Below are 12,156 nucleotides of genomic sequence, written 5' to 3'. Positions count from 1 at the left end.
CTTTAGCCGCGAGCTCTTCACCCGCGAAGGACCTTGAAACGCTCGCGGCTAAAGCCGCTCCCACAAGAGCAAAAAAGCTAGTCGCGCAATTCTGCCACGTGACAATCGGCGGTTAAGTGCTCCAATACTGCCGCAGTCACCTGCGCCGTGCTCGCGGCCCGAGCCGGCGCCAGGTCCGCGGTCAGCACACCCGCATCGAGCGCCGCCGACACGGCTTGTTCCACGCAGTCCGCTTCGAGCGCCAGCCCGAGCGAGTGGCGCAGCAGCATCGCCACGCTCAGGATCGCGCCGCAGGGATTGGCGATGCCGCGGCCGGCGATGTCCGGCGCGGACCCGTGGATCGGTTCGTACAGGCCGACGCGCTCGTCGCCCAGCGAGGCCGACGGCAGCAGGCCCATCGATCCGGCCAGCATCGAGGCCTCGTCGGTGAGGATGTCGCCGAACATGTTCTCGGTGACGACCACATCGAACGCGCGCGGCCGGGACAATAGGTGCATCGCCATCGAGTCGACCAGCTGATGCTCCAGCACGATGTCCGGGAATTCGTCGCGCGCCACGCGCGTGGCCGTTTCCCGCCACAATCGCGAAGTTTCGAGCACGTTGGCCTTGTCGACCGACGTCACATGGCCCCGGCGCCGGCGTGCCAGTTCACATGCGCGGCGCACAACACGTTCGATTTCGCCGACGCTGTAGCGGCATACGTCGCTGGCGCTGTCGGCATCCCTGGTCTTGTCGCCGAAGTAGATGCCGCCGGTGAGTTCGCGCACCACCAGCAGGTCGACGCCGGAAAGCAGGTGCGGCTTGATCGGCGCGGCGCCGAGCGTGGCCGGATGCGGTCGCACCGGGCGCAGGTTGGCGTACAGGCCCAAGGCTTTGCGCAGCGCGAGCAGGCCTTGTTCCGGCCGTACTTTCGCGCGCGGATCGGACCATTTCGGCCCGCCGACCGCGCCCAGCAATACTGCGTCGGCGTAGCGGCAGGCGGTGAGCGTCTTCTCCGGCAACGGTTCGCCGCAGGCATCGATCGCGGCGCCGCCGATCGCATGCTCGTGCAAGGTGAAGCGGTGGCGATAACGCTCGCCGACAGCGCGCAGCACCGCGACCGCAGCGGCGGTGACCTCGGGTCCGATGCCGTCGCCGGGCAGAACGACGATTTCAGCGTGCATGGTGGAACTCCTGTCGCGGATGCGCCGTGAGGCGGCTGTTTTCGAAACGGGTGATGGCGAATTGCTGCTTGAGCAGATAACCGAGCTGGTCCACGCCCTGCAGTAGGCACGTTTGGGCGAAGGTGTCGAGCGGGAATTCGAAACGGCGGCCATCGGGCAGGGTTACGCTGCGCGCGGCGACGTCGATGCTCAATTCGATACCGGGTTGGTCCAGCAGCTCGTTGACGATGCTCTCGTCGAGCACGATCGGCAGCAGCCCGTTCTTCAGCGCATTGCTGCGGAAGATGTCGGCGATCTGGCTGCTGATCACCGCGCGCAGGCCGAGGTCGGCCAGCGCCCATGGCGCATGCTCGCGCGACGAGCCGCAGCCGAAGTTGCGGCCTGCGACCAGGATGGCAGCATCCTTGTTTTCAGAGCGATTGAAGGCGAACTCCAGATTCGGCGAACCATCGGGCAGGTAGCGCCAATCGTTGAAGGCGAAGCGTCCCAGGCCGTTGCGTTCAGTCGTGGTGAGGAACCGTGCTGGAATGATCTGGTCGGTATCGATATTTCTCTCGCGCAGAACGACCGTGCGGGAAGAGAATTGTTTGATAGCAGTCATGGGTTAGGTTCCTTGAAACTCGTGCTCTTAAAGCCGTCATTCCCGCGAAGGCGGGAATCCAGCGACTTGGCTTTAGCCCCCTCCCGCTTTGCGGGAGAGGGTTGGGAGAGGGCGCGCGCGATCGCAGACAGCTTCGCCGCGATCTGGTGCAGCGTTGAAGTCACTGGATTCCCGCCTTCGCGGGAATGACGGCTCAAAATCGATGGAGCGCACTGGCGCATCACGCCACCTCCAGGAAAGTGCGGTTGCGCGCCGGCGGCGAAGGCAGGAAATCACGCGGATCGGTCACCACGCCCATCACCGCACATGCCGCAGCAGTGAGCGGCGAGGCCAGCAAGGTGCGCGCGCCTTTGCCCTGGCGTCCTTCGAAGTTGCGGTTGCTGGTCGACACCGCGAGTTGCCCCGGACCGACCAGATCGCCGTTCATCGCGATGCACATCGAACAACCGGGTTCGCGCCATTCCGCGCCGGCGTCGCGCACGATGCGGTCGATGCCTTCGGCTTCGGCCGCGCGCTTGACCCGTTCCGAACCCGGCACGACCAGCATGCGCACGCGCGGATGCACTTGACGTCCGCGCAACACCTCGGCCACCTGGCGCAGGTCGGACAGGCGCGAATTGGTGCAACTGCCGACGAACACCACGTCCACCGGCCGTCCGGCCAAGACCGCGCCGCCGTCGAAGCCCATGTATGCCAGCGCCTTGCTTTCGTCCGCGTCGCGCGCCTGCGGCAGGCGCGCGTCGACTGCGGCGACCTGGCCCGGATGCGTGCCCCAGGTCAAGGTCGGCTTGATCTGGCACGCATCGATGCGCACTTCGCGGTCGAAATGCGCGCCGTCGTCGCTGCGCAGTTCGCGCCAGCGCGCTACGGCGCGGGCGAAGTCCGCGCCTTGAGGTGCGCGCGGTGTGGTTGCCAGATAATCGAAGGTGACCTGATCCGGCGCGATCAATCCAGCGCGCGCGCCGGCCTCGATCGACATGTTGCAGACCGTCATCCGCTCGTCCATCGACAAGGCGCGGATCGTCGATCCGCGGTACTCGATCACGTATCCGGTGCCGCCGTTGACGCCGATCGCGCCGATCACGTGCAGGATCAGGTCCTTGGCGCCGACGCCAGGCGCGAGCTCGCCCTCGATGTCGATCGCCAGCGTCTTCGGCTTGCGCTGCAGCAGGCACTGCGTCGCCAGCACGTGGCCGACCTCGCTGGTGCCGATGCCGAACGCGAGCGCGCCGAATGCGCCATGCGTGGCGGTGTGGCTGTCGCCGCAGACGATGGTCATGCCCGGCTGGGTGAGGCCCAGTTCGGGCCCTATCACGTGCACGATCCCGCGTTGTTCGCTGCCGAAATCGAACAGTTCCACTTCATGCCTCGCGCAGTTGCGGCGCAGCGTGTCGACTTGCGTTTCGGCTTCCGCACTGAAGTAGGGCAGGCGGCCTTCGGCGTCGGCGGGCAGCGTGGGCGTGGAATGGTCCAGCGTGCCCTTGGTCAGGTCTGGCCGGCGCAGGCGCAGGCCGCGCGCGTCGAGCTCGGCGAAGGCCTGCGGCGAGGTCACCTCGTGGATCAGGTGCAGATCCACGTACAGGACAGCCGGCACCGCATCGGTTTCCGGCGCGACCAGGTGCGCATCCCACAATTTGTCGAAAAGGGTTCTTGGTTTCATGTTCCGATCTCTGCTCAAGCCAATGCGGACAAGCGTTGCGGTTGTCGGGTACGCAATACCCGGTTGGCGATATCCAACCAAGCCAGCGCACTGGCCTCGATGATGTCTTTGCTGGTGCCCGTGCCCTGATACTCGGCATCGTCGTGGCGCACGCTCAGATTGGCTTCGCCGCGCGCGTCGGTGCCGATGCCTACGCTGTGTACCTGGTAGCTTTCCAGCTTCAAGTCCACGCTGGTCGCCGCCGCCAGGGCGGCGAACAGCGCGTCGACGGGGCCGTCGCCCAACGCGCTTTCGATGATCCGCAGCCCGTCCGGATCTGACAACTCGATCTGCGCGCTGGCGCGCTGGCCGCGGTCGCTGACCGTCATCGATGTCAATCGATAGCCGTCGCCGTTCGCATCGTCCTGCATCAGGCGCTGCAGATCGGAGTCGTCGACTACGCGCTGCTTTTCGCAGAGCGCCTTGAAATCGGCGAATACGCGGTCCAGCTCCCCGTCTTCCAACACGTGGCCCAGCGCACGCAAGCGATGCGCGACCGCTGCGCGGCCGCTATGCCTGCCCAATACCATCTGCGACGCAGGCCAGCCGACGTCCTCCGGATTCATGATTTCGTAAGTGCCGCGATGGCGCAGCATGCCGTGCTGGTGGATACCGGATTCGTGCGCGAAAGCGTTGGCGCCGACGATCGCCTTGTTGCGCTGCACCGGCATGCCGACCAACCGCGACAGCAATTGCGAGGTCGGCACCAGGCGGCGCGTATCGATGCGGGTGTCGGCCTCGAAATAGGCGCCGCGCACCTTCAGCGCCATCACCAGCTCTTCCATCGCGCAATTGCCGGCGCGCTCGCCGATGCCGTTGACTGTGCACTCCACCTGGCGCGCGCCGCCCTCGATCGCGGCCAGGGAATTGGCCACCGCCATACCCAGGTCGTTGTGGCAGTGCGCGCTGAACACCACGTCTTTTGCGCCCGGCACGGTCGCAATCAGTCGCTGGAACAGGGCTCGCATCTCCGCCGGCGTGGTGTAGCCGAGTGTGTCCGGCACATTGATCGTCGTGGCGCCGGCCGCGATGGCGGCGCCGATGACCTCGGCCAGGAAATCCTCTTCGGTGCGGGTGCCGTCCTCGGTCGAGAATTCGACGTCGTCGACGAAACTACGCGCATAAGCCACGTTGCGCACCGTCGCTTCCAGCACTTCGTCCTTGCTCATCCGCAATTTGTGTTCGCGGTGCAGCGGGCTGGTCGACAGGAACACGTGCAGGCGTGGTTTGGCCGCCGACTGCAGCACGCGTGCCGACGCTTCGATGTCGCCGGGCAGGCAGCGCGACAGCACGCACAAGGTCGTCTCGCGCAAGTCGCGGGCGATCAGCGCGGCGGCTTCGCGGTCGGACCGCGAGCTGGCCGGGAAGCCGGTTTCGATGATGTCCACGCCGAGCTCGGCGAGCGCGCGCGCCATCACCGCTTTCTGCTGCGGCGACATGCTGCAGCCCGGCGATTGCTCGCCATCGCGCAGCGTGGTGTCGAAGATGCGTACGTGATCGGGGGCGCTCATGCGTAGGTTTCCTCGGTGATGGAGGTTTTGTTTTGGCTGTCATTCCCGCGAAGGCGGGGGCGCTCTACAACAGCCGAAGGCTTGTCATCCAGTGACTTTGCTGTAGCTCCAGATGCGAACGGCGCGATCGGGATAGGTCGCGCGCCCTCACCCAACCCTCTCCCGTAAACGGGAGAGGGCTTAAGCAATGCGCGCTCTCGAGCTCGACGTCGCGGTTTGCGCGGCGGACGTGGCCTCACTTCCGACAACAGCCTTGCCAAGACACCTGCGTCGACATTTCCGCCCGAAACGACGGCGCATTTGCGCTTGCCGGCCACGCGCCGTCCCGCTGCCAGCGCCAACGCACCGGCGCCTTCAGCGATCACGTGTTCTTCTAATGCCAGCCGTACCAATGTTTCGCGCAGCTCGGCTTCGCGCACTATGATGATGTCGTCCAGCAGCGACGCCAGCAGATGTTGCGTCAGATAGCCAGGTTCCTTGACGCGGACGCCGTCGGCCAGGGTGGCGGCGGGTTCGCGCAGGCTGCGGTCGCCGCGCAACGCGTGCGCCATCGCATCGGCGCCTTCGACCTGGGCGCCGACGATGCGCACCCCCTGCGATTTCAAAGCCAGCGCGACGCCTGCCGCCAGCCCGCCACCGCCGATCGGCACCAGCACCACATCGGGCGCCAGCGTGGCCAGTTCCAGCCCGACCGTGCCTTGCCCGGCGATCACGTCGCGGTCGTCGAAGGCGGATAACAAGCGGTAATCGTGCTGTTCGGCGAGCTCGCGAGCGAAGGCCTTGGCCTCGTCGTAGCTGTCGCCGTGCAGGCGCACCGTCGCGCCCCAGTGCGCGACGCCGGCGATCTTGGTTTCAGGCGCGCAACGCGGCATGACGGTGATCGCGTGCACGCCGAGCCGGTACGCGGCCCAGGCCAGGCCTTGCGCATGATTTCCCGCCGAAGCGGCGATCACGGTGCGTTCGTCGCCGCGTTCGCGCGCCGCCAGCAGCGCGTTCAAGGCGCCGCGCACTTTGTACGAGCCGGTGCGCTGCAGGTTTTCCAGCTTAAGCCAGCAGCCGAAACGTTCAGCGTAATGCGTCGGCGTCACGTCCAGATAACGCCGCAGGCGCGCCTGCGCCGCCAGCACATCGGAGGCCGTTACGGTTACGTCGCTGGCTACGGCGGAATCCATGATCAGACCGGCGTCAGCCAGGCTTGAGATACGGACTCTTCGCCGCGCACCACGCGCGCATACAACGCAGCCAGTTCGCGGCTGACCGGGTTGTCGCCGAAGGTTCGATCGTCGACTGCGGCGATCGGCGCCACTTCGGCGGCCGTGCCGCAGGCGAAGACTTCATCAGCGTCGCGCAGTTCTTCCAGGGTCACCGTGCGGGAAACCGCACCGGTCAGCGCGATCAGCGTGTCGCGGGTGATGCCGGGGAGGGCATCGCGATGCTCGACCGCGATGACGCAGCCCTCCTTGACCAGGAACACATTCGCGCCGGTGCATTCGACGACGAAGCCTCGATCGTCGACGAACAGCGCCTCATCGAAACCGCGCGACTTCGCTTCGCGCTTGGCCAGGATCGAATTGACGTAAGCGCCGCACAGCTTCAGCGGCGGCAACGAACTAGCCGGGTTGCGCCGCCACGGAGACACCGTCATCCGCGTGTTCGCGCCGCCCAGGTGCACCAGCGTCGGCGTGGTCGCCACCATCAGGTGCTGCGCGTGTCCGGTCACGTCCAGCCCGAAGCTGCCGGCGCCGACCCAGGCCAGCGGGCGGATATAGGCGTCGCGATGGCGGTTGGCCCGCAGCGCCTGCAGCGTGGCTTCGGTGGCTTGGGCGATGTCGAAATCGATGCCCAGCAGCTCGGCGCCTTTGCGCATGCGTTGCAGGTGATCGGGTAGGCGGAACATCGCGGCGCCATGCGCGGTTGCGTAGCTGCGGATGCCTTCGAATACGCCGCTGCCGTAGTGCATGGCGTGCGTGGTCAGGTCGGCTTGCAAGGTGCCCGCATCCGCCACTTCGCCGTCGAACCACAACTTCAATCGGGTCGATTCTTCCTTTCTGTCATCCCGGCCGTAGGGAGGGATCTGCTTGTCGGCGACGACAACAGGTCCCTCACTGCGTTCGGGATGACAACTTGGGGAGGGCCGGTCCAATGTTGTTTTCGTCAACACGGCGTCACCTGCACGTCCAAACAGTCGTACAGCTTCGCCAACTGGTTCTGCAGCGACTCGTCCGAGCGTTCGCCCTCGACGGTCATGCGCAGGTACCAGCGGTCGCCGTCGGGCTGCGCTTCGCCATCGACCGACAGCGGGCGGAAACCGCGGCGTTCGGCGGTGCCGAGCACGCGCGACAGCGCGCCTTCGGCTTGGCGCAAAGTGAGATCAAGTTGATAACGCATGGCGGGGTTCCTCGGCGATGGGGGAGGTTGGCGGCGCTTCGGTTCCCGGCAACGATGCCGGCTCGTCGGCATCGAGCATCTGCGCGTTGTTGTGGTTGGGCGGCACCAGCGGCCAGACGTTGGCGGCTTGATCGATGGCCACATGCAGCAGCGCGGGGCCCGGCGCGTCCAGCAGCGCCCGCAGCGCGGACTCGACGCCGTCCGCGCGATCGACGTAAGACGCCTGGATGCCGAATGCGCTCGCAACCGCGGCGAAATCGGGGTTGTCGGACAGATCGACTTCGGAATAGCGGCGCTCGAAGAACAGTTCCTGCCACTGCCGCACCATGCCCAGCGCCTGGTTGTCGAGCAGCACGATCTTGACCGGCAGGCGGTAGCGCGCCACGGTCGCCAGCTCCTGCACGTTCATCAGGAAAGAGCCGTCGCCGCTGACGCAGATCACCTGCGATCGGGGATCCTGCAACTGCGCGCCGATCGCCGCCGGCAATCCGAAGCCCATCGCGCCGAGCGCGCCACTGGTCAGATGCTTGCGTGGATCGTCGAAGCGCCAATGCTGCGCCACCCACATCTGATGCTGGCCGACATCGCATGCCACCACGGCATCGGGTGCCATTTCCGACAGCCGTTTCAGCAATGCCGGCGCGTACACCGTTTCGCCGGGCGCGTCGTAGCGCGCCGCGCCGTCGCGGGCGCGTTGCTGGCAGGCGGTGCGCCAGGCGCGGCGTGCGGCGCCGTTGCGGCCGTGCAGATGGGCCGCGCAGGGCAGGGTCAGCAGGGTCAAAGTGGTGCGGATGTCGCCGCGCACACCGGCATCGGCATGGCGCAGCTTGCCGATCTCGCAAGCGTCCAGGTCCATGTGCACGACCCGCGCATGCGGCGCGAACTCGGTCAGCTTGCCGGTGGCGCGGTCGTCGAAGCGCGCGCCGACCACGATCAGCAGATCCGATTCCTGCACCGCCAAGTTGGCGGCGCGGCTGCCGTGCATGCCGAGCATGCCCAGGTTAAGCGGATGCTGCGACGGCAACGTGCCCAATCCTTTCAAAGTCAGCACCGTCGGAATCTGAGTGGCGTCGACGAAGGTGCGGAACGCCTGCACGGCATCGCCCAGCGCCAAACCTCCGCCGCCGTAGATCACCGGACGCTGCGCCTGCGAAATCAACGCCAGCGCGGCGTGCAGCGAGGCGTCCATCGGCGCCGGCACTTCGTCGACGGGCAGCGGTCGGTGCGTGGGCAGATGCGAGGCATCGCCGTTCTGCACGTCCTTGGGCAGGTCGATCAACACCGGACCCGGGCGGCCAGAACGCGCGATGCGGAACGCTTCGCCCAGTATCCGCGGCAGGTCGTCGACGCTGCGCGGCAGGAAGCTATGCTTGACGATCGGCATCGTCATGCCGAACACGTCCAATTCCTGGAACGCGTCGGTGCCCATCAACGGCGTCGCGACCTGACCGGTGATGATCACCATCGGCACCGAGTCCAGCATCGCGTCGGCGATGCCGGTGACCAGGTTGGAAGCGCCGGGGCCGGAAGTGGCCACGCATACGCCGACGCGCCCGCTGGCACGCGCATAACCATTGGCCGCGAACGCCGCGCCTTGCTCGTGGCGGACCAGGATGTGTTTCAGGTCCGCGCCGTGCAGCGCGTCGTAAAAAGGCATGATCGCGCCGCCCGGATAACCGAACAGCGTATCCACGCCTTCTGCGGCCAATGCCTGCACCAGCCAGCGGGCACCGTTCATGCGGCGGCCTCTTCCCGTTTTTCGCTGCGCGTATCGGCGGCGGGGGTGGCGGCTTTCGCCGGGGTCTGCGGCGCCGTCGACAGCCATTTCATGTTGGCGCGCAGCTTCTTGCCGACCTGTTCGATGGGATGGTCGAGATCGGCCTGCTTCAGCGCCTTGTAGTTGGCGTTGCCGGCGGCGTACTCGGCGATCCACTGGCGCGCGAAGGTGCCGTCCTGGATCTCGGCGAGGATTCTCTTCATCTGCGCGCGGGTGCCGGCATCGACCACGTACGGGCCGCGGGTCAGCGCGCCGTATTGCGCGGTCTCGCTGATGAACTCGTGCATGCGGGTGATGCCGCCTTCGTAGAACAGGTCGACGATCAATTTCAGTTCGTGCAGGCATTCGTAATAGGCGACTTCGGGCTGGTAGCCGGCTTCCACCAGCGTTTCCCAGCCGGCCTGCACCAATTTGGTCGCGCCGCCGCAGAGCACGGCCTGTTCGCCGAACAGGTCGGTCTCGGTTTCTTCCTTGAACGTGGTCTTGATCGCGTTCTGGCGCGCGCCGCCGATGCCGGCGCAGTAGGTCAGCGCGAATTCCTCGGCGCGGCCGCTGTTGTCCTGCTGCACGGCATAGACGCTGGGCACGCCGCGGCCGATCTCGTATTCGCGGCGCACCAGCGCGCCCGGGCCCTTCGGCGCGACCAGCACCACATCCAGGTCGGCGCGCGGCGAGATCTGTCCGTAATGCACGTTGAAGCCGTGCGCGAACAGCAGGCAGGCGCCTTGCGCGATGTTCGGCTCGATCACCTCGCCGTAAAGCTGCGGCTGGACCATGTCCGGCGTGAGCACGGCGACGAGTTCGGCACCGGCGACGGCTTCGGCCGGTGTTTTGACCGTGAAGCCGTCGGCCTTCGCTTTGATTTCGGTCGGACCGCCGGGACGTAGGCCGACGGTGACGTCGAAACCGGAATCGCGCAGATTGAGCGCATGCGCGCGGCCCTGGCTGCCGTAGCCGACGATGGCGATCTTGGGTTTTGCGGAGGTGGTCATTGCGGTGGCCTTGTGTGGGTGATCGGTGTATGCGGGTTGTCGAATGGGAGTTGTCATCCCGAAAGCAGTGAGGGGTCTGCTCTCCGGGCTGGCATGTCACACGTAAAGAAGATCCTTCTCTTCGCTCGGGATGACAGAAATGGAGATGACGCGTTGCGAGCTATTCGGCGCATCTAACGGGCCTGGCGCAGTAACGGCACCTTTCGAAGCCGATCCGACATCGCGCGCGTACTTGGCCAGCACGCCCGTGGTCACGCGCGGCGCGATGCGCTTGGGTTCGCGCGATGCCAAATCGGCGTCGATATCCAACCGGCGCGTCGCGACATCGATGCGCACGATGTCGCCGTCGCGCAATTTCGCGATCGGCCCGCCGTGCGCGGCTTCCGGCGAGATGTGCCCGACCATGAAGCCGTGCGTAGCGCCGCTGAAACGGCCGTCGGTGATCAAGGCGACGTCGTTGCCCAGGCCTTGCCCGACCAGCGCGGCGGTGACGGCGAGCATCTCGCGCATGCCAGGGCCGCCGGCCGGGCCTTCGAAACGGATCACGAGGACATCGCCGGCAGAGACTGCACGGTCCTGCACGGCGGCGAAGGCGGCTTCTTCCGAATCGAACACGCGCGCCGGGCCTTCGAAACGCTCGCGGCCGTGGCCGGCGAGCTTGACGATGCAGCCTTCCGGCGCGAGATCGCCGTACAGGATCGAATAGCCGCCACGCGGCTTGATCGGATCGCTGACCGGGCGCACGACGTCCTGCGCGCCGGGCGCCGGCGTCGCATCCAGCTCCTGGAAAAAGGAACGGCCGGTGACCGTCGGAATATCCTCGATCAAACCGGCCGCCCGCAGTTCGCGCGCCACCAATGCCGTACCGCCGTGTTGGAACATTTCCGCGGCGGTGTAGCGGCCGCCGGGTTTCAGGTCGGCGATCACCGGCGTGTTCGCCGATGCTGCTTCGAATTCCTCCAAATCGAACGGCACGCCGGCTTCGTGCGCGATCGCCAGCAGATGCAGCGCCGCATTGGTGGAACCGGCGGTGGCCGAGACCGCGCGCGCTGCGTTGCGCAGCGCCCCGGGGGAGAGGAGTTCGCGCGGTCTCGGTCCGCCGTTGCGCAACTGCTGCATGACCAATTCGCCGCAGGCTTTCGCCGCGGCGGATTTGTCGGCGTGGATCGCCGGGATGTCGTTTGCGCCCAGCGGCGACAAGCCCAGGAAGGTCAGCACCATCGCCATCGTGTTGGCGGTGAACTGGCCGCCGCAGGCGCCGGCGCCGGGGCAGGCGTGGCTTTCGATCTCGTGCAGCTCGCCGTCGTCGATGCGGCCGGCCGCGTGCGCGCCGACGGCTTCGAACACGTCCTGCACGGTCAGCGCCTTGTCGCTACCGTCCTTCGCGCGGCACTGGCCTGGCATGATCGTGCCGCCGTAAAGAATCACGGTGGGGGTGTCGAGCCGCGCCGCGGCCATCGCCGCGGCGGGGATGGTCTTGTCGCAGCCGACCAGCATCACCACGGCATCCAGGCAATGCCCGGACACAGCGAGTTCGATCGAATCGGCGATCGTCTCGCGCGATGCCAGCGACGCGCGCATGCCGTCGCTGCCCATCGCGATGCCGTCGGTGACGGCGATGGTGTTGAACTCGACCGGCGTGCCGCCGCCTGCGATCACGCCGGCGCGCACGTGCTGGGCCAGGTCGCGCAGCGTCAGGTTGCATGGCGACACGTCGGTCCATGTATGCACGACTGCGACGAGCGGTTTGGCGATCGCGGTATCGTCGAGTCCGGTGGCGCGCAGCATCGCGCGCGCCGGAGCTCGGGAGGGGCCTAGTTTTATGGCATCGCTTTTCACGAACGCGTGTTCCTGTGTGCGAATTTCAGGAACCCGGGCCTTAAAAACGAAAAACCCCGCGCCTTTTCGGGCGCGGGGTTGAGGTTCTTTCGACCTGGGTTTGTGGCGTTATTTACGCAAACCCGACTCCCGCGCCTGTTTGGACGGTAATAAGGACGAGTACGAGTACGAGGGCAGCGGCGGTGA

10 protein-coding genes are annotated in these 12,156 nt (G+C 66.5%); all 10 read right to left on the bottom strand.

From position 1 onward, the window contains the following. Window positions 1-77: 77 nt before the first annotated feature. Window positions 78-1,163, bottom strand: coding sequence for a 3-isopropylmalate dehydrogenase (gene leuB / locus M2650_RS12935; RefSeq protein WP_249475181.1), 1,086 nt, complete (start codon window positions 1,161-1,163; stop codon window positions 78-80). Beyond that, a complete protein-coding gene (gene leuD / locus M2650_RS12930) occupies window positions 1,153-1,764 on the bottom strand; it encodes a 3-isopropylmalate dehydratase small subunit (RefSeq protein WP_249475179.1) in 612 nt (203 codons plus the stop codon). The genes leuB and leuD overlap by 11 nt, the downstream gene beginning before the upstream one ends. 220 nt (window positions 1,765-1,984) lie before the next feature. Then, the gene (leuC, locus tag M2650_RS12925; RefSeq protein ID WP_249475176.1) at window positions 1,985-3,424 is read right to left on the bottom strand and encodes a 3-isopropylmalate dehydratase large subunit; all 1,440 of its coding nucleotides are present in this window, start codon (window positions 3,422-3,424) and stop codon (window positions 1,985-1,987) included. A gap of 14 nt (window positions 3,425-3,438) precedes the next feature. Beyond that, complete coding sequence (locus M2650_RS12920) at window positions 3,439-4,974, bottom strand: 2-isopropylmalate synthase (RefSeq protein ID WP_249475174.1); 1,536 nt, start codon at window positions 4,972-4,974, stop codon at window positions 3,439-3,441. After that, a complete protein-coding gene (locus M2650_RS12915; protein ID WP_345779864.1) occupies window positions 4,971-6,146 on the bottom strand; it encodes a threonine dehydratase in 1,176 nt (391 codons plus the stop codon). The genes M2650_RS12920 and M2650_RS12915 overlap by 4 nt, the downstream gene beginning before the upstream one ends. 2 nt (window positions 6,147-6,148) lie before the next feature. Then, window positions 6,149-7,003 (bottom strand): aminotransferase class IV, encoded by an 855-nt coding sequence (locus M2650_RS12910; protein ID WP_249475172.1) that lies wholly within the window; start codon window positions 7,001-7,003, stop codon window positions 6,149-6,151. Window positions 7,004-7,128: 125 nt separating this feature from the next. Continuing rightward, window positions 7,129-7,362 carry an ACT domain-containing protein gene (locus tag M2650_RS12905; RefSeq protein ID WP_249475170.1) on the bottom strand — a complete coding sequence of 78 codons (234 nt, stop codon included), beginning with the start codon at window positions 7,360-7,362 and terminating at the stop codon, window positions 7,129-7,131. Further along, the gene (gene ilvG, locus M2650_RS12900; RefSeq protein ID WP_249475168.1) at window positions 7,346-9,100 is read right to left on the bottom strand and encodes an acetolactate synthase 2 catalytic subunit; all 1,755 of its coding nucleotides are present in this window, start codon (window positions 9,098-9,100) and stop codon (window positions 7,346-7,348) included. Before ilvG ends, M2650_RS12905 begins: the two co-directional genes overlap by 17 nt. After that, complete coding sequence (gene ilvC / locus M2650_RS12895) at window positions 9,097-10,131, bottom strand: ketol-acid reductoisomerase (RefSeq protein WP_249475166.1); 1,035 nt, start codon at window positions 10,129-10,131, stop codon at window positions 9,097-9,099. The genes ilvG and ilvC overlap by 4 nt, the downstream gene beginning before the upstream one ends. A 96-nt stretch (window positions 10,132-10,227) precedes the next feature. Continuing rightward, window positions 10,228-11,970, bottom strand: a complete 1,743-nt coding sequence (gene ilvD / locus M2650_RS12890; RefSeq protein WP_345779863.1) for a dihydroxy-acid dehydratase — start codon at window positions 11,968-11,970, stop codon at window positions 10,228-10,230. Window positions 11,971-12,156 lie beyond the last annotated feature (186 nt).

Source organism: Luteimonas galliterrae, from assembly GCF_023374055.1.
In the GTDB taxonomy this organism is placed as follows: Bacteria; Pseudomonadota; Gammaproteobacteria; order Xanthomonadales; family Xanthomonadaceae; genus Luteimonas_C; species Luteimonas_C galliterrae.
Note: the sequence above shows the minus strand (reverse complement) of the source record. Positions and strands in the feature narration are given on the sequence as shown.

Coding starts and splice junctions, on each gene's coding strand:
- leuB (WP_249475181.1), bottom strand. CDS start 1,163: ATGCACGCTGAAATCGTCGTTCTGCCCGGCGACGGCATCGGACCCGAG.
- leuD (WP_249475179.1), bottom strand. CDS start 1,764: ATGACTGCTATCAAACAATTCTCTTCCCGCACGGTCGTTCTGCGCGAG.
- leuC (WP_249475176.1), bottom strand. CDS start 3,424: ATGAAACCAAGAACCCTTTTCGACAAATTGTGGGATGCGCACCTGGTC.
- M2650_RS12920 (WP_249475174.1), bottom strand. CDS start 4,974: ATGAGCGCCCCCGATCACGTACGCATCTTCGACACCACGCTGCGCGAT.
- M2650_RS12915 (WP_345779864.1), bottom strand. CDS start 6,146: ATGGATTCCGCCGTAGCCAGCGACGTAACCGTAACGGCCTCCGATGTG.
- M2650_RS12905 (WP_249475170.1), bottom strand. CDS start 7,362: ATGCGTTATCAACTTGATCTCACTTTGCGCCAAGCCGAAGGCGCGCTG.
- ilvG (WP_249475168.1), bottom strand. CDS start 9,100: ATGAACGGTGCCCGCTGGCTGGTGCAGGCATTGGCCGCAGAAGGCGTG.
- ilvC (WP_249475166.1), bottom strand. CDS start 10,131: ATGACCACCTCCGCAAAACCCAAGATCGCCATCGTCGGCTACGGCAGC.